This window comes from Streptomyces sp. PTY087I2 (assembly GCF_001687325.1).
Taxonomy (GTDB): Bacteria; Actinomycetota; Actinomycetes; order Streptomycetales; family Streptomycetaceae; genus Streptomyces.
In genome coordinates this window covers 97,075-113,183 of record NZ_LZRD01000015.1, presented here as the reverse complement: position 1 = coordinate 113,183, position 16,109 = coordinate 97,075, and the positions used below count along the sequence as shown (strand labels likewise).

The 16,109-nt window shown below is 70.5% G+C and carries 15 protein-coding genes and 3 pseudogenes; 7 read left to right on the top strand and 11 right to left on the bottom strand.

Annotation, left to right across the window (positions count from 1 at the left end; all coding sequences use genetic code 11):
* Window positions 1-49: 49 nt before the first annotated feature.
* The 4 genes from A3Q37_RS18200 to A3Q37_RS18185 all read right to left on the bottom strand — a co-directional run bounded on the left by A3Q37_RS18200 (window position 50) and on the right by A3Q37_RS18185 (window position 6,113).
* Complete coding sequence (locus A3Q37_RS18200) at window positions 50-1,018, bottom strand: glutaminase (RefSeq protein WP_065485737.1); 969 nt, start codon at window positions 1,016-1,018, stop codon at window positions 50-52.
* 213 nt (window positions 1,019-1,231) lie between these two features.
* On the bottom strand, window positions 1,232-3,892 hold the full coding sequence (gene rph, locus A3Q37_RS18195; protein WP_065485887.1) for a rifamycin-inactivating phosphotransferase: 2,661 nt from the start codon (window positions 3,890-3,892) through the stop codon (window positions 1,232-1,234).
* Between the two features lie 243 nt (window positions 3,893-4,135).
* Entirely contained in the window at window positions 4,136-5,158 is a 1,023-nt protein-coding gene (locus A3Q37_RS18190; protein WP_255311850.1) for a 3,4-dioxygenase subunit beta, read from the bottom strand.
* Between the two features lie 154 nt (window positions 5,159-5,312).
* Window positions 5,313-6,113 carry an alpha/beta fold hydrolase gene (locus A3Q37_RS18185; RefSeq protein WP_065485734.1) on the bottom strand — a complete coding sequence of 267 codons (801 nt, stop codon included), beginning with the start codon at window positions 6,111-6,113 and terminating at the stop codon, window positions 5,313-5,315.
* Between the two features lie 191 nt (window positions 6,114-6,304).
* On the opposite strand from A3Q37_RS18185, the gene A3Q37_RS18175 reads away from it, so the two are divergent.
* Window positions 6,305-7,069 carry a hypothetical protein gene (locus A3Q37_RS18175; protein ID WP_176711448.1) on the top strand — a complete coding sequence of 255 codons (765 nt, stop codon included), beginning with the start codon at window positions 6,305-6,307 and terminating at the stop codon, window positions 7,067-7,069.
* Window positions 7,070-7,154: 85 nt separating this feature from the next.
* A complete protein-coding gene (locus tag A3Q37_RS18170) occupies window positions 7,155-7,556 on the top strand; it encodes a hypothetical protein (protein WP_065485726.1) in 402 nt (133 codons plus the stop codon).
* Here the strand turns inward: A3Q37_RS18170 and A3Q37_RS18165 are convergent.
* From A3Q37_RS18165 to A3Q37_RS18155, 3 genes are all read right to left on the bottom strand, one after another.
* Window positions 7,541-8,188 carry an ATP-binding protein gene (locus A3Q37_RS18165; RefSeq protein ID WP_255311849.1) on the bottom strand — a complete coding sequence of 216 codons (648 nt, stop codon included), beginning with the start codon at window positions 8,186-8,188 and terminating at the stop codon, window positions 7,541-7,543. The two genes, A3Q37_RS18170 and A3Q37_RS18165, sit on opposite strands and share 16 nt — an antisense overlap.
* Before the next feature lie 505 nt (window positions 8,189-8,693).
* On the bottom strand, window positions 8,694-9,434 hold the full coding sequence (locus A3Q37_RS18160; RefSeq protein ID WP_065485724.1) for a HEAT repeat domain-containing protein: 741 nt from the start codon (window positions 9,432-9,434) through the stop codon (window positions 8,694-8,696).
* A 54-nt stretch (window positions 9,435-9,488) separates the two neighbouring features.
* Complete coding sequence (locus A3Q37_RS18155; protein ID WP_065485722.1) at window positions 9,489-10,214, bottom strand: dienelactone hydrolase family protein; 726 nt, start codon at window positions 10,212-10,214, stop codon at window positions 9,489-9,491.
* Window positions 10,215-10,495: 281 nt separating this feature from the next.
* On the opposite strand from A3Q37_RS18155, the gene A3Q37_RS37855 reads away from it, so the two are divergent.
* Window positions 10,496-10,705 carry a hypothetical protein gene (locus A3Q37_RS37855; protein WP_255311848.1) on the top strand — a complete coding sequence of 70 codons (210 nt, stop codon included), beginning with the start codon at window positions 10,496-10,498 and terminating at the stop codon, window positions 10,703-10,705.
* Window positions 10,706-10,813: 108 nt separating this feature from the next.
* Window positions 10,814-11,329, top strand: a complete 516-nt coding sequence (locus tag A3Q37_RS18145) for a hypothetical protein (protein ID WP_255311847.1) — start codon at window positions 10,814-10,816, stop codon at window positions 11,327-11,329.
* Window positions 11,330-11,462: 133 nt separating this feature from the next.
* Here A3Q37_RS18145 and A3Q37_RS35785 read toward each other — a convergent pair.
* The 4 genes and pseudogenes from A3Q37_RS35785 to A3Q37_RS18130 form a co-directional block, all read right to left on the bottom strand.
* Window positions 11,463-11,773, bottom strand: a pseudogene (locus tag A3Q37_RS35785) (UTRA domain-containing protein); the annotation flags it as partial.
* Window positions 11,774-11,854 (bottom strand): annotated as a pseudogene (locus A3Q37_RS37850) (dienelactone hydrolase family protein); the annotation flags it as partial.
* A 43-nt stretch (window positions 11,855-11,897) separates the two neighbouring features.
* Complete coding sequence (locus A3Q37_RS18135; RefSeq protein WP_065485714.1) at window positions 11,898-12,479, bottom strand: HD family hydrolase; 582 nt, start codon at window positions 12,477-12,479, stop codon at window positions 11,898-11,900.
* Window positions 12,480-12,499: 20 nt separating this feature from the next.
* The gene (locus A3Q37_RS18130) at window positions 12,500-13,537 is read right to left on the bottom strand and encodes an XRE family transcriptional regulator (RefSeq protein WP_255311846.1); all 1,038 of its coding nucleotides are present in this window, start codon (window positions 13,535-13,537) and stop codon (window positions 12,500-12,502) included.
* Window positions 13,538-13,719: 182 nt separating this feature from the next.
* Here A3Q37_RS18130 and tgmA point away from each other — a divergent pair, with 182 nt between their 5' ends.
* The 3 genes and pseudogenes from tgmA (at window position 13,720) to tgmC (ending at window position 16,102) form a co-directional block, all read left to right on the top strand.
* Window positions 13,720-13,974 carry a putative ATP-grasp-modified RiPP gene (gene tgmA, locus A3Q37_RS18125; RefSeq protein ID WP_065485706.1) on the top strand — a complete coding sequence of 85 codons (255 nt, stop codon included), beginning with the start codon at window positions 13,720-13,722 and terminating at the stop codon, window positions 13,972-13,974.
* Between the two features lie 3 nt (window positions 13,975-13,977).
* A complete protein-coding gene (tgmB, locus tag A3Q37_RS18120; RefSeq protein ID WP_065485704.1) occupies window positions 13,978-14,937 on the top strand; it encodes an ATP-grasp ribosomal peptide maturase in 960 nt (319 codons plus the stop codon).
* Window positions 14,934-16,102 (top strand): annotated as a pseudogene (gene tgmC, locus A3Q37_RS18115) (ATP-grasp peptide maturase system methyltransferase). Before tgmB ends, tgmC begins: the two are co-directional and overlap by 4 nt.
* Window positions 16,103-16,109 lie beyond the last annotated feature (7 nt).

Here is a 16,109-nt window from a genome sequence, read left to right as displayed (position 1 = left end):
CCCCGCGCCGGAGCCTTCGTCGGAGGCCGCTGAGGCCACTGAGGCCGCTTCAGAAGACGGACAGGCCCGTGAGCGTGGTGAACCGGTCGAGCGCCGCCACGCCCGCCACCGAGTTGCCGCGCCGGTCGAGCCCCGGGCTCCACACGCACAGGGTGCACTCCCCGGGCACGATGGCGATGATCCCGCCGCCGACGCCGCTCTTGCCCGGCAGCCCCACCCGGTAGGCGAACTCCCCTGCCGCGTCGTACGTCCCGCAGGTGAGCATCACCGCGTTGACCTGCTTCGCCTGGCTGCGGGTCAGCAGCGCGGACCCGTCGGCCCGGACTCCTCGCCGGGCGAGGAACCCGGCCGAGAGAGCCAGATCCGCGCACGATGCCTCGATCGAGCACTGCCGGAAGTAGGCGGCGAGCAGTTCGGGGACGGGGAGCGTGATGTTGCCGTAGGAGGACATGAAGTGGGCCAGCGCGGCGTTGCGGTCACCGTGGGCCGCCTCGGACGCGGCGACCTCCGGGACGAAGTCGATGGCGGGGTTGCCGCTCTCCGTACGCAGCAGCTCCCGCACCTGCCGGGCCGCGTCCCCGGTCAGCGCCTGGAGCCGGTCGGTCACCACCAGCGCGCCCGCGTTGATGAACGGGTTACGGGGGATCCCGTTCTCGTACTCCAGCTGCACCAGCGAGTTGAAGGGGTTGCCCGACGGCTCGCGTCCCACGCCCCGCCAGATCCGCTCGCCGTCCAGGGAGAGCGCCAGGGCCAGGGCGAACACCTTGGAGATGGACTGCGTCGAGAACGGCTGCCGCCAGTCCCCGACCCCGTACACGGTCCCGTCCGGCTCCGCGACGGCCATACCGAAGCGCCGGGGGTCGACGCCCGCGAGCATCGGTATGTAGTCGGCGGGGGCGCCGTGGTCGTCGCGGGCGGCCATCTCCTCGGCTATGCGGCCGATGACGGCGCTGAAGCGGTGCGCGTCGGTGCGCGGGGCGGCACTGCTCGCCGGGGTGGCGGCGGAGGTGTGGGACACGGCGATTCCTGACGAGGAGGGGAGCGGGGCCCTTCACCGGGCCGGGGAGCGGGGACGGGGAGACCGCCCACAGTCTGCCCGCCCACCGGGAGCAGCCCAAACGCCCCTCGTGCCTCGTGCCTCGTGCCTGGCGTTCCCGTCGATGCCGATGCCGATGCCGAGGAGGGCCAGGGCCCCGCCGGGGGGCACCATTCCCGTCAGCCGGCCGGCCCGTCAGCTCAGGATCTCGACGTACCCATCCGTTCCGTGTACGCGGATACGCTGCCCGTCCCGGATCAGCTGGGTCGCCCGGTCCACGCCGACGACGGCGGGCAGGCCGTACTCGCGGGCGATCACCGCGCCATGGGTCATCAGGCCGCCCACCTCCGTCACCAGCCCCGCGACGCCGAGGAACAGCGGGGACCAGCTGGGGTCGGTGAACCGCGTGACCAGGATGTCGCCCTCCTCCAGCTCGGCGTCGGCCAGGTCGAGGATGACGCGCGCCCGCCCCTCGACGCTCCCGGTGGAGACCGCGAGGCCGGCCAGGGCTCCCGCCGGTACGTCGTTTCGCCGGTACGCGCCGGTGACGGCCTCGCCGTCGGAGGTCAGCACCCGGGGCGGGGTGAGCGCCTCGTACGACCGGAACTCTTCCTTGCGCCGCGCGATGACCCGGTCGTCGACCCGGCGCGAACGGACGACGTCCTCCAGCTCCTGGAAGGTGAGGTAGTGGACGTCCTCCGGCTCGGCGAGCACACCGTCCCGCACGAGCCGCCCGGCCTCCGCCAACAGGGCCTGCTTGTAGAGGAGATAGCGGCAGACGATCCCGTACTTCGGGTACTCCCGGTATCCGGCGAACGCCCGTACCTGGTCGATCATCCGCTTCGTCTCGTCGGCCTTCCGCTCCCCGTCCGGCAGGACCCGCAGCCGGGACAGCACATCCCGCTCGGCCTGGAACGCCTTCTTCCGGCCCTGCTCGAAGCGGCGTTCGGCGGCGCCGGGCCCGAAGTTCCGTACGTTGTCGAGGATCAGCGGGACCAGCGTGGCGGGGCGCTCGCTCCACCGGGGCCGCGTGATGTCGATCTCGCCGACGCAGCGCATGCCGTAGCGGGCGAGGTACGTCTCGATGGCTTCGCGCGCCCCGGAGCCGCCGGGGAGTTTCACGAGCTCGTCCAGGAAGTCGTCGTCCTGTACGTCCACGTCGTTCAGGAACGCCACCACCTCAGGGTGCGGCCGGATCGCGTCCGCCACGTCGAGCAGGTCGAGACCCATCTCGGACGTGATGTTGCCGGGGGCGGAGAGCGTGAGCGTGTCCGCCGCGTTCTTCTCGCCCAGCCACTCCCCCAGCTTGTCGTTGAGCCACCACGTGGCCTCCATCCCCGCCATGATCGCCCGGATGCTCAACGGGTCGCTGAGCACGCGCTTGTGCTCGTCGAAGGCCTCCGCCAGGAAGTCGAACAGTGCCGGTCCGCTCTTCGTCCGGATGTCGCGTTCCAGGGCGGCGAGGGACGTCTCACTGCGTTCGACCAGCTCCGCGACGACGGCCGGATCGGCCTCGGTCACCGAGGCCTCGGTCACCGCCGCCTCGGGTGCGCCGCCCGCCGGAGGGCCGACGGGGCCCGCGGAGCCCATGGGGCCCGCGTCCGGAGCCGGTGCACCGAACTCGCCCCGCTCCAGGACCGTTTCCAGAGCGTCCCGGACCAGCGGGTCGCCCTTCCCCATGACGTCCAGGAGAGCGGCCCGGGACGCGGGCGAGGCGAGCCGCGGAGTCACGTCGACGAACAGCCGCCCGCCGGCCTCGTGCATCGGCACCATCGCGGTGCGCTGCCACATGGACCAGCCCAGCGGCTTCATGGCGTCGGTCATCATCTGCTGATGGCCCACGGAGACGTAGACGCTCGGGGTCCGGCCGCCCTCGGCAGCCTCCGGAAGGGGCACGGGGACGGGGAACAGCGTCGTGATCGGGCGGCTCTGCACGATCCGGAATCCGTCGTCGGTCAGGCACCACTCGATGTCCTGCGGAGACCCGAAGCGGGCCTCGATCCGCCGCCCGAGCCGTACGAGTTCCACCACCTGCGCATCGGTCAGCGCCGGTCGCTCCCGCTGCTCCGGTCCGACCGTCACCTCGCGCGTACCGCCGCCCGGCAGGGCATGAACGGCGCGCTCCTTGACGGCGATCGTCCTGGCGACGACCTCGCCGTCCCGCACGGTGAAGACGTCCGGGTTCAGCAGCCCGGAGACCAGCGCCTCGCCGAGCCCGAACCCGGCGTCCACGGTGGCGGTCCGCCGGTCGCCCGTGACCGGGTCGGCGGTGAACAGGACCCCGGACGCGTCCGGGAAGACCATGCGCTGGACGACCACGGCCATGTGGACCGTACGGTCGTCGATGCCGTTGCGCCGCCGGTAGATGACCGCCCGCTCGGTGAACAGCGAGGCCCAGCACCGGCCGATGTGCCGGAGAACCGCCTCGGGCCCCACGACGTTCAGGTACGAGTCCTGCTGCCCGGCGAACGAGGCCGTCGGCAGGTCCTCCGCCGTGGCGCTGGACCGTACGGCGTACGCGGCCCCCTCGCCGGACCGGGCGACCGCCCCGGTGATCCCGGCCGCGAGGTCGTCGGGGATCCCCGCCTCCTCGACGGCCCGCCGGACCTCCGCGCTGATCGCCCGGACCGCCTGCCGGTCGTCCGGGTCCGCGCCCGCCAGCCGGTCGAGCAGCGCGCCGACTTCCGGAGCCCGTGCCACGACCCGCCGGAAGGCGTCCGTCGTCACGCAGAAGCCGTCCGGTACCCGGGCACCGTCGATCCGGGAGAGCGCACCGAGATGGGCCGCCTTCCCGCCGACGAGCCCGGCCCGATCCTCGTCGACCTCGCCGAGACCGAGCACGTACGGCCCGCTCACGCCGCCGCCCCCTTCGCGTCCCTCGTCGAACCTCTTGTCGCGCACGTCGTCATTCCAGGTGTCTTCCGCAGGCTGTGGCATAGGCGGACATTCTGCGCCCGCCCCGGGGCCTTGCGGCAAGACCCCCTGTGCGCTATACGTTGAGAGTGGCGAGGAGAGGTGTCTCCTCGCCTTTGTGCTGTCTCCTCGTGTTGGCGTTACGTCCGGGCCTCAGGTCCTCAGCGCGCTCGGGAGACCAGGAGCTCAGCTGGGCGCCCCGCTGGGCGGCGGCCCGCCCGGTCCTCCGCCACTCCCGCCTTCCGGGCCTCCACCGCTTCCGCCCTCCGGGCCGCCTTCCGGACCTCCTCCCGGGGCGTTGCCCCCGGTGGGTTCGGTGCTGGTGTCGATGGGCACGGTGAGGGTCGCCGTGTAGCCGGCCTTCGGGGATCCGGTGGTGGCGGCGAGCTGGTGGACGCCGCCGTCGTCCCCGAAGACGTTGTCGGTCTTGAGGGTGAGCTGGGCGAGGTTGTTGACGGAAGCCTCGTAACCGGCCGTGGCGAAGACGGCGTCGCAGGCCTTCTTGGGGAGCGCCAGCTGTGAGGTCGACAGCCGTTTGTCGTAGTCGGTGACGGAGTCGAGGTCGGGGTAGACCTCGAAGTGCACATGCGGCCAGCGGCCCGGGTAGCAGGCGGGGAAGACGCTGACGAACTTCACCCGGCCCCGGCTGTCCGCCACTTGTACGCCGCGCAGATAGTTCTCGCTCTCGACCCCTTCGGAGTACAGCGAGTACTTGCCGTCCCGGTCGCACTGCCAGGCGTAGACGGCCGCACCGGCCATCGGCTCGCCGCCCTCGACGATGTCCAGCACGGTGAGTTCGAAGGTGAACGGGATCCCCTGGGCCGTGGCGTCGGCGTCTCCGAAGCTGGACCGGATGTCCTGGCGGACGATGCCGTCCTTGTCCAGGACGTTGACGCCGTTCGTCCCGTCCGCCGGGTAGGGGCCGTTGGTCTCGTCGGGGATCTCCGTCAGCGAGGAGTCCGCCGACGCGGAGGAGGAGGCGGAGGGGGAGGCCGAGGCGCGGTTCGCGGACGTGGAGCCCGAGCCGCACGCCGCCAGGGCGGCCATACCGCCGACCCCGCCGAGGAAGCCCAGGACCCTTCGGCGCGAGTGCAGGGTGCCGAGGTCGAACCCCAGGCCCTGGTCGACGACCTCTTCCTCCGGATGCGGCAGCGGACGCCCTTCGTAGGCGGGGCCTTCGGGCGTCATGCCGGGTTTCGGATTGCTCATCGCGTGCGTGCCTTCCGTCAGCGGTGCCGGACAGCGGGGTACGTCGTCCCCGCTGTCCACCATCGCCGCCGAACCCGTGTCCGGCCTCGCCATGAGCTATGAGCCCGCTGAGAAGGTTCCCGGGGCCGACTGCGTCCCAGAAGACCCCGGGGCTTCAGTTGCCTTCCGGCTCCCCGCCCAGGTCGCCCCGGTCCGCGAGCGCCGCCGCCGTGACGCGTACGAAGGCCTCAGGGTTGTCCAGCATGATGTTGTGGCCGCAGTCCGGGACGGGGACGACGGACACCCCGGCCCGGGCGAGCGCCTCGGCGCCCGGGAGCGGCCCGTCCGCCTCGGGCAGCAGATAGGTACGGGGAATCTTCAGCTCCACCAGCAGTTCGCGCATGGTGGGGACGGTCCCCCGGACGAGATGGGTGGCCGTACGGTGCAGGGCCTCGCGGCCGGTGAGGCGCATGGTGGACCACCAGCCGGGCCCCACCCGGTCCCGTACCTCTTCCCAGCCGCCGGCCAGGAACTCCTTCTCCCCGTACGCGGCGATGCCGCTGCTGCCGCCCGCCCCGGGTGTGGGCGTGAGCGGATCGAGGTTGGCGTCGACCAGGACCAGCCGGGAGACCAGGTGGGGGTGGCGGGCGGCGAGAACGATGGCCACCGAGCCGCCCATGCTGTGCGCGATCACCTCGGCGTCGCTGACACCCGCCGGCTCCAGGGCCCTGGCGAGGGCGTCGGCGTGCGATGCGAGGGTGTAGTCGAAGTCCGTCGGCCGGTCGCTCAGCCCGTGCCCCAGCAGATCGATGAGCAGCGAACGGCGTCCGGCCAGCAGCGGGTGCACCGCGACCTCGGTGAAGTAGGCGGGCGACGTGGCCCCCAGACCGTGTACGTAGACACGGGCCGGCTCCTCCCCCGGCAGCTCCACCCAGCGGATCCGGTCACCGCCCGCCGTCACCGTGGTCGCCCGCACAGTCCGCCCCCGCCTCGGTCGTCAACGTCATCGTCATCGTCAGACGATCGGGACGAGAGTAGCCCGTGACCACGCGCGAACGTACAACCCTGGATGGACGCCGGGTGTCTGTAAGGCGCTGGGGCATGAGCTCCGGCGCCTTTCCGTACAGGAAAGAAAACAGAGAACAGAGAACAGGGATCGGGGATCAGGTGGGGAAGCAGGTCTGGAGAGTCGTCGTGGCCGGTGGTGCGGCGGCGGTGTTCACAGCAGTGGCCGCGGTGCCGGCCGGGGCGGCCGAGGGCGGGGCCTCGTTCAGCCGTATCCAGGTGAACAGCGGCAAGCCGATCGTGATCGGGACGACGAAGGAGGTCGCGGTGCCCGCGTCCTTCCGGATGACGACCACGAAGCAGTGGAAGCAGCCGGGGCTGGTGTTCCTCCACCGCAATAAGGGCAAGGACGTGCTGTGGCACTCGATCGAGACGAGCGACTGCCCCAACCGGGTCGGCGTCTGCGACATCAACGAGACGATGTACTTCGACCCGAGCGTGTGGGACATGCGCAACAGCGAGGCCGGGGCCTGGAGGGTCGGGGCCGAGGTGCGCTTCAAGGACGGCAGCGGTGACGTCGACGACAAGGGCATGGCGGTGTACGTCAAGCGCAACTCCCGCCTGACCGTCAACGCCGCGCCCGAACCGGTGGCCAAGGGCAAGACCATCACCGTGACGGGGAAGGTCACGCGGGCCGACTGGCAGACCCGGAAGTACGCGGCCTACGGAGGCCGCCATGTGAGCTTGCAGTTCAAGCCTTCCGGCTCCGCCTCGTACAGCACGGTGAAGAAGGTGTACGCGGACGGCTCGGGCAAGCTCAGGACGACCGTGAAGGCGTCCAAGACGGGTACGTGGCGCTGGGTGTACTACGGCAACACGACCACCGGGGCGTCGAAGTCGTCCGGGGACAACGTCGTGGTGAAGTGAGGTCGCGGCGTCGGGTCCGGGGCCGGCCGCAAGCACGGCGGGCCCCGGCCCCGGCGCTGTACGTACACGGCCTAGGGTGCCCCTCATGGACCAGCACACCGATGACCTGCCGTTGCTGGAGTTGCTGTGCGCCGCCGACGAGGTGCGGGCCCCCGGCGAACTCGAGTCGTCAGTCCCGCACGAGAAGGCTCCCGACGCGGTCGTGGACGTCTACGCGGTCGACGGCGGCCGTCTGCTGCTCACTCTCTGGCGCGGCCGGCTCCATGAGGTGATCTACCAGACCCCGGCAGAGTCCGGAGAGGACGCGGCGCGGCGCAACGACCGGCTGTTCGCGCACTACGGGCAGGGCGACGGCTGGAACGAGATTCTCGACAACGGTTTCGGCAAGACTTACCGGAGTACCGATCAGCGGCGGTACGCGCTGTGGAGCTACGCGATGGACTTCACGACCTTCGGCACGATGGAGTTCCATCAGGTCAGGTGGTAGCCGGGCAGAACCTGGCCGAAGGTGAAGCGTGCGGCGGCTTCGGCGGGCGTGACCGACTGGCGGCGTCCCGGCACATCGTGGACGGCGGCCGCCCCCTCGGACCGGAGCTGGTCAACACCGGCGTCACGGCTCATCACGCCCGCGTAGGCGCGAACGTCCGCGGCCGTGAGATCCGCGCGGCCCCGCTCGGCGTACTGCTGGAGAAGATCGGCGACATCCGGAGCGAATCGCAGGACGGTCACTGGGGCGTCGAAGCGCCGGGCGAGGGCGATGAGCCGTTCCCGTGCCTGGGGCGTGACGTTCGTCGACTCGGCGATCACGCTGGACCCGGCGGCGAGCCGGGCGACGATCCGGCGGTCACGCTCTTCGAAGATCCGCGCGTCGACCGCGTCGGCCGTATCGGGGTCCGCCGGCTCGGACACGGCACCGAACAGCTCCGTACGAATCCCGTCGCTGGACACCACGGCCTCGGCGTCGACCTGCCGCCGCTCGACCACCGCCCGGACAAAGCTCGTCTTGCCGGAGGCGGGCGGCCCGACAAGGACGACGAGCCCGGCAGGAATCCGGATCGGCGGGGCGAGGTCCTCGGGGCGGGGGCCGCCGCCGGTACGGTCCGGTGATCTCTTGGGCACGGGCTCCATCTTGCCGGGTACGTCGACGGGTCGGCCATGTCCGGCGGAGAGGACCGCACCGCACCGCCCCTCCTGGCAGGATGACCTTGCTCCGGCCCACGGCGGCGGGCCGACGGCCGCGGTCCTCCTGCCGCGGCTTGGACAGGAACCCGGACGACGCGAGGAGCGCCTTGAAGTGACCGGTCCGCTCCGAGGACCCCGGGGTGTGGCCTCGTCCTCGCCAACCTGTTCAACGCCTACCTCGCGTACGGGTCCCTGCTGATTCCGCCGCAAGGAATCTGGGACGAAAACACCCTGACCGGTATCGAGTTGGCGTCCTGGCCGCTGATCGTGTCGGGCGCGCTCACAGCGCTGCTCACGGCGTTCCCCGTGTCGCGCCGAACTCTCGGCCGTTGGTGGCCGGCACTCCCGCTGCTCTTCCTCGTCGCGGGCGTGGCGCGCCCGCAGTACATCGTGTACGCCTACCCGATGGGGCCCGGAGGCTGAGCGGCAGAGCGCCTCGTGGTCATTCCGGATCGCGGACCGCTTCCACCGCCTCCCGGACATCTGGGTGCGGGTCGTCGGCCAGGCCGTCCAGCAGTTCGGTGACGCCTGGAGTGGACCAGCGGGCGACCGCCCACACCAACTCCTCCCGCACCCCCGGATCGGGGTGAGACGCGAGGCCCTTCAACCGGTCGACCGGGCCGCGCCGACGCATGCCGAACCAGTGCAGCGCCTCCCTCAGCACGGCCGGGTCCCCGGGGTCACCGGCTTCGACCCGGGCGAGCAGCACCTTGACGGGTGGCGGCGGACCGTCCAGCGGATGCGGCAACCGCTCGCGCAGGCGCCGTGCCCCGTACCCGCCGCGCACGCGGCACCCGAAACAGGTGCAGGGGCGCACACCGTGTGCGTCCGGCAGGTACCGCCAGCCCGCGACCTGCGGTGCGGTGCGGATCCGGTGCACCTCGCGCGGCCGGATCGCCCGGGGGACGAACACCTCCCAGCCCCGGGGGTCCTCCAGTGCCGCGATCCGTCGTACCGACTCCGCCGCCGAGACGGCGGTCCGGGCCCCGCGATCCCGATCGGTGTAGCGCCCGACCAGCACGTCCTCGGCGTCGTCGAGTCGCACGTGGACTGCCACGAGCCCGCCCCGACTGCCGAACCGGGCGAGCTCGCGCAGCCATTGGTGGGTGAGGGTGTACGACGGCAGAACCGGAAAGCAGTGGATCCCGCGCACGCTGCCCTGCCCATGGCCGGCCGCCCGGATCCCGGACCGCCGGACAGCGTCGAAGCCCCACCCCGGACGCCCGCGACGACTCGATCACTCCGTGACGGGCAGGCACTCCGCGAGCAGAGCGACGACGTCACGCCAGGCTCGCCGGGCGTGCCGTGGGTGGTGGCCGACGCCGGGGCGCACGGTGTGGTCGACCGGTGAATGGTGAAAGGCGTGCAGGGCTCCCCCGTACACCACGAGCCGCCAGTCGACGCCCGCGGCCTCCATCTCCGCGGTGAACGCGTCCCGTTGGGCGGCCGGCATGATCGGGTCTTCCGACCCGACCCCGGCCCACACCGGACAGCGAATGCGTGCCGCCTCGCCCGGCCGACCGGTGGTCAGTGCGTTGACCGTCGCGATCGCACGCAGGTCGACGCCGTCACGGCCGAGCTCCAGGGCGACCGCGCCCCCGGTGCCGTAGCCGACGGCGGCGGTCCGGTCGGGGTCGGCCCGTGGTTCGGCACGCAGCACGTCGAGCGCGGCGTGCCCGATTTCTCGCAGCCGTTCGGGATCGGCGAGCAGCGGCATGCAGCGGGCCAGCATGTCGTCCGGGTCTCCCAAGTAGCGCCCGCCGTGGATATCGAAGGCGAACGCCACGTACCCCAGCTCGGCCAGAGCCTCGGCCCGGCCGCGCTCGACGTCACTGAGCCCCACCCCCTCCGGCCCGATCAGAACGGCGGGCCGACGCCCGGCACCGGCCGGGAGCGCGAGGTGTCCGACCATCGTCAGGTTGTCGGCCGGGTATTCGACCGTGCGGGTCGTGATCGTCGTCATACAGCTGGACGGTAATGACTGCCGCGCCCACTCGGCGCGATATTCGCCGCTGGCAGAGCGGCCGGTGGTCAACGAATATCGGGGTGCGCACAGGCGCGGGAGAGTGTCAGAGTCGCTGCCGTGACCTTGATGAACGTGCTCGTCGACGTCGCCCGAACCGGCCGTATCGGGCCGCTGCACTGCGGAATGCCCCCGGCTATCCCTATGCGTGGGGAGGCCTTCGACTGGTCGTCACCCAGAGGGCCGTCAGCGGGATCTGGATCAACGTTCGGCCCGGATCGGTGGCGAGTCTCCCGCCGCTCGTCCTGCCTGATTCCGAGTCGTTCGAGGCCACGGTGGGCCGCGAGGACCTGATCACCTTCGGCGAACAGTCGAGCATCCTCACCCGGCCCGCCAAGGTCTGCGCCGTCTTCAGCCTGCCCGGCCGGGACCACGGTGTCCGGCACCGCGATCGGCACTACCTCGACGTGATGCACAAGCACACCGCTTAGATCCCTCTGCGGAATCTGCGGAATCTGCGGTGCCAAACGAGACTGAACAGGTCAGGTGCCAACGGGTTACCGCTTCCCTGAGAGATCACGGATAATCCCGGTGTTGTGATGATGGGCATCTCCGGCTTCGAGCCGACCTTCCTCGTCGGGCTCGAAGCCGTCCGCGAGAGCCACGGACCACGGTTGGCGACGCTGGGTGGGCGGCGCCTGACCGGGTACGCGCTCGTGCGCTTCGTCGAGGACGGGGAGTGGTTCGCCGATTGCCCGGTGGTGTTGGACTTCGAGGGCGTCCGGGTCGAGATCTGCCACGGGAAATTCGATGAGCTGTCGATCAGCTGGAACACCATCGACACCACAGCCGTGATCACCGGCTGGCAGGAGTCCGAGTTCACGCCGATGTGGTCCAGCGCCGACGAACGGCTCGAACCGTTCGTCGGCCGGAAACTCCGCGAAGTCTCGCTGCTTGAGTGGCGTTCGTCGGGCCAGGACCTGGCCGATGGCACCATCGCTGTCGAGTTCGCCTTCGACGCGGGTCGCTTCTGTATCGCCAACGGCCTCGACGAGAACAGCATCGAAGTGGGGGACCCTCACCCGGTTTTTGTGCGGCATCAGCTGGGCGCATGAGGGCCGACCGAGCACGTTGGCTTTCCGGATCCCTGGCTTCGCAGAGCCCGGGACAGTCCCCGCCGCGCGGCACGGCGGGGCATGTTGCCGCTCGGTTCCTCAGACGGTGTCGAACGTCCCGCCCCGGACGACGTTACGCGTCGAAGTCGTCCCCCCGGACGTAAGCGGCGGCATCGGGCACCATCTCGTTGCCCTCCACGACACGCCCCTCCTCCGCGAAGGCGGTCCGGCAGATGAGCACGACGGGCGTCCCGGCCGGAAGCCTGAGCTTCGCCACCTCCTCGGGCAACGGCACGCGCGAGCGGATCTCCCCCTGGAAGCGGACCGGGCCGTAACCCGGTTCGGCCAACCGGGCGTAGATCCCGCAGGCCCTATGTCCGGCTGGGTGATCGCCGCCCCCTCGACCAGAGGTGCCGGAAGGTACGACGTCGACAGGAGAACCGGCGCCCGGCGGCGCTCGACGTCACTGAGCCCCACCCCCTCCGGCCCGATCCGAACGACGGGCCGACGCCCGGCACCGGCCATGCCTACGACGTTGGCGCTGCGGACCCGTACCGCTTCCCCGGCCTCAGCGGAGATACGTCTGCTGCCACTCGATCGACGTCATGGTCAGCGCGGCCTCGGCGAGAGCCTGAGCAGAAGCGGTCTTGAGCTTGGCGATGCTGCTGTCGATCCAGGGCTGGACGTTGGAGCAGCCCTGTTCGCGGTATTCGACGGCTTGGAGGAGGCATTCGAGCTTGTCGGCGTCGTGCGCGCAGACGACTTCGAGGGAGTCGCCGTTCTCGTACTCCTCCACGATCCGCTGGGCGCCGGCCTTCACCGCCGGATGCGCGGCCGATACCTGGTCGGCGGTGACTTTCTCGTTGCCGGCGGCTTCGAGGTAGCGGCGGCCGATGTGCGGGATGTCGCTGACGCGGGTCTCCTGGGTGTCGTGCCACAGGCCGAGAAGCGCGGTCTTCGCCGGGTCGGCGCCCTCCATCATGGCGAGTACCGAACCGATGAGCGCGACTCTGAAGCTGTGCTCGGCAATGGTCTCGGGGTCCTTCACTCCTGCGATCCACCAGCCGGACCGCTTGGCGCGCTTGAGCATCCCCATTTCCAGCAGAAAGCCTGTAGTGCCCTTTACCTGCTCCTGCTCTGCGTCCGCCATGAAGTACGACCTCCGATGTGTCATGTCCGGTTCTCGCGTAGAACGTTATCCACCGCAATCAGTTCCCGCCTCGCCCGCAGGGAGATCCCGTCGTGGTCGAGGAGCCGGGCGGTATGTACGGCCAGACTCTCCGCGAGAACCGGGTCTGCCAGGGGCAGCCACCGGTTGGTGGTCAGCAGGGCCCATAGCGAGTGGACGTAGAGGTCCATGTACGCCGGAGCCTGGTGGAGGCCGGTGGCAAGTCCGCGAAGGAGTCGTACGGGCTCCCAGTTGGACGGACCGTGCCGCATGAAGCCGTCGTCCGGCTGCGCTTCACGGATCGAACCGAACCAGTAGGCCCAGTAGTTGAGGTTCGCGATCTCGGCGGAGTCGTCGCCTGCCAAACCTCTGTCGATGAAATCCAGCAGCGGCTGATGGTCGCCGAGCCTCACCAACGCGGTGGCCGTTGATCGTGCGGTGGCCCAGCGTGGGGTCCAGCCACGGACGGAGATGAGGTCTCGGCTGCTGTGCAGGGCCTGCGCCATCCACGATGTGGCCTCGGAGCCTTGGTCGTAGGAGCAGAGGTAGAGGCACTGGCGGTGGAGCAGTAGCCCGTCGTCTCCGGCGCGTAACGCGGATTCGGCGGTCTCACGGAGGTGCGCGAAGAACGCGCTCCGGTCGGGCGCCGACAAGAGCGGGGCCTTGGCCACAGGACCGCGACGCGCCGTCGCCGCTCTGCCGGCCAGAGCGGGCGGAACGGTCCCGTTCAGGGCCCAGGCGATCATGTGGGCCGTGTCGCGGGTGTGCACCCAGTTCCCGAGTGGATGGCGGGCGTCGGCCGCCGGATGGATCGTGGACGTGATGACACGGTCTGCGTCCATCGCCGGGTCGAGAAGGTGAAGGACAGCGGGGTCCGCGCCCAACGCGAGTAATCGGCGCCGGATGTCGAGCAGGGCACCGGCCTTCACACGGGCGAGCGGTCGTCGCCCGGTCTCCCAGCCCTGCCAAGTGGCAAGATCAACCCTCATCGCCTCTGCCATACCGGCCTGCGTGCGGATATCCGTGCTCTCCCGGGCCACGCGGAGAACGAACCCGGCGATCGTGCCCGCAGTCGCACGTCCTCGTCCGCATCCCTTCGTGGTCATGCCGCACCCCCGTTGTCCCTCGGTCCCCCAAACCCGTACCTCCGGTCAGTCCTACTCCATCGACGGTGACCGTAGCTTCTGGTTCGACAACAACCACCTTCGTCAAGGAGGCCGGAATGGCTACCGCAGTTGAGCCCCATGCGCGTCCCTGGGGAGCCGAGCGGCTCGCCCCGTACCCGACCGTCGCTCATCGTCCCCACGCTTCGGTCACGCTCGACCCCCACACCCAGCTCGGCGTCTTCACCGACCGCGCCGGCACGGTGATCGAGATGGGCAAGCACGGCACCAGCAGGGGCACCGAGACGAGCACGACGACAAACTCTGACTCCGCCCCCGACCAGGGGCACGACCAGGACTCCGAGCAGGACTGACCGGTGACCGACAGGAGGCCGGTGCTGGTGGCCACCGAGGCGGACGACCTCACCACCGACATGGTGATCAGCGAGCTGAATCGGCGTAACGTGCCGGTGACGAGGTTCGACCCCGCCGACATCGGAGCGGAACTGACGGTCTCCGCTCGGTTCGGGAGTTGCCCGGCCCCTGTGGCCGGGCGGCTTCGCACACCATCGCGGATCGTGGAGCTGGCCGAGATCCGGTCGGTGTACTGGCGCCGGCCGGTGTGGCCCGCCTTCGACCATCTCGAACCGGACGACGCACGGTTCGCGGCGGCCCAGACCCGCTACGGGCTCGGCGGCACCCTGTACGCCCTCGACGGACCGCTGTGGGTCAACCACCCCTTGCGCAACGCCGCAGCCGACTACAAGCCGGCCCAGCTCGCGGTTGCCCAGCGCCTCGGGCTGACGGTCCCGTCGACGCTGGTCACGAACGACCCGGACGAGGCGCGGTCCTTCGTCGGCGACCACGAACAGGTGATCTTCAAGACGCTCCGGTGGACGCCCTACCAGCGGGGTGGTGTTCCTGTCACCGGATGGGCCGACCCGGTGATGGCGTCAGAGGTCGACGCGCGCGTGGCTGTGGCGCCGCATCTCTTCCAGGCCGTGGTGAACAAGGTGGCCGACCTTCGCGTGTTGGTGGTCGGCCGCGAGGTGTTCGCCGTACGGATCGAGTCCGGGATGCTGGACTGGCGCAAGGATTACTCCGCCCTGACCTACCGCGTGGTGGACCTGCCCGACCTCGTGGAGAAGGCGCTCCTGGCGTACCTGGACCACTTCGGCCTGGCCTCGGGAAGCTTCGACTTCGCCGTCGACGAGGCCGGTGGCCTCTGGTGGCTGGAGCTGAACCCGAACGGACAGTGGGGGTGGCTGGAGGAGTCCACCGGCCTCGCGATGTCCGCCGCATTCGCTGAACTGCTGACGCAAGGAGCTGCCCCATGACCGACACCGCTCAGGAGCGGCGTGCACTCGCCGGACGTCTGGAGCAGGCGGGCGTTCTCATCAGCTCCCCATGGCGGGCGGCGGTGGAGTCCGTTCCCCGCGAGCTGTTCCTGAACCCTGGTGTGTTCCTGCCCGTGAGGGACGGCCGGTGGCAGCCGGTGACGGCTGCCGGGAGCGACCCGGCCGAGTGGGTACGGATCGCCTACCGCGACGAGTCCCTGACCACCCAGCTCGACGGACACCTCACCGCCGACCAGGTCAGCGGCCCCGTCCACGGCTCCCCGACCTCCTCGTCCACCACCCCGGTCACCGTCGTGGACATGCTGGAGAAGCTGGAACTGGAGGACGGCCACCAGGTTTTGGAGATCGGCACAGGAACCGGCTATTCCGCCGCTCTCATGTGCTTCCGCCTCGGCGAGGACGCCGTCACCACGGTCGAGGTGGACCCGGACGTCGCGGTCCGGGCGGACGATGCCCTGGAAACCGCTGGATACTCGACCTGGACCGTCACGGGCGACGGGCTCCTCGGCCAGCCTCGCCGCGCCCCGTACGACCGCGTCATCGCCACCTGTGCGGTGCGCCGCATCCCGTACGCCTGGATCAGGCAGACCAAGCCGGGCGGCGTCGTCCTCACCACGGTCGGCGGTTCCTGGCACTACGGCACCGGCCTGGCGAAAGTCACCGTGGCGGAGGACGGTACGGCCGAGGGCGCGATCATCGGCCGTAGCTCGTTCATGCAGGCCCGGTCCCAGGCGGAGGCCCCCATCGGTGGTGATCTGTCGGCCCGCACGGCCTACGCCGACAGTGAGCGCGAGACCAAGGTTTCCCCGCTCCTGCTGGAGGACTGGATGCCTGCGTTCCTCGCTCAACTCGCGGCTCCGGGGGCGCGCTTCACCCGCGCGACCTCGCCGGAGGGCGACCGGCTGCTCTACCTCTTCGACCCTGAGCGCGAGTCCTTCGCCTCCTTCGCGGAGGACAACGGCATCTGGACGGTCCGCCAGGGCGGCCCCACGGCCCTGTGGGACACGATCGAGCAGACCCTCACGGCCTGGCAGGACGCGGACCGCCCCGACATCACCGAGGTACGGCTTCGCATCACGAAGGAGGCTCACGCCTCTGGATCGACGGCCACCCCGCGCTCCGCTGGCAGCACGACCTCGCTTGATCAGCGG

What these genes read in the sequence shown, in the direction of transcription:
- A3Q37_RS18190 (WP_255311850.1), bottom strand. Translation starts at nt 5,158, where the DNA reads ATGAGCAATCCGAAACCCGGCATGACGCCCGAAGGCCCCGCCTACGAA.
- A3Q37_RS18170 (WP_065485726.1), top strand. Translation starts at nt 7,155, where the DNA reads ATGGACCAGCACACCGATGACCTGCCGTTGCTGGAGTTGCTGTGCGCC.
- A3Q37_RS18155 (WP_065485722.1), bottom strand. Translation starts at nt 10,214, where the DNA reads ATGACGACGATCACGACCCGCACGGTCGAATACCCGGCCGACAACCTG.
- A3Q37_RS18145 (WP_255311847.1), top strand. Translation starts at nt 10,814, where the DNA reads ATGATGGGCATCTCCGGCTTCGAGCCGACCTTCCTCGTCGGGCTCGAA.
- A3Q37_RS18135 (WP_065485714.1), bottom strand. Translation starts at nt 12,479, where the DNA reads ATGGCGGACGCAGAGCAGGAGCAGGTAAAGGGCACTACAGGCTTTCTG.
- tgmA (WP_065485706.1), top strand. Translation starts at nt 13,720, where the DNA reads ATGGCTACCGCAGTTGAGCCCCATGCGCGTCCCTGGGGAGCCGAGCGG.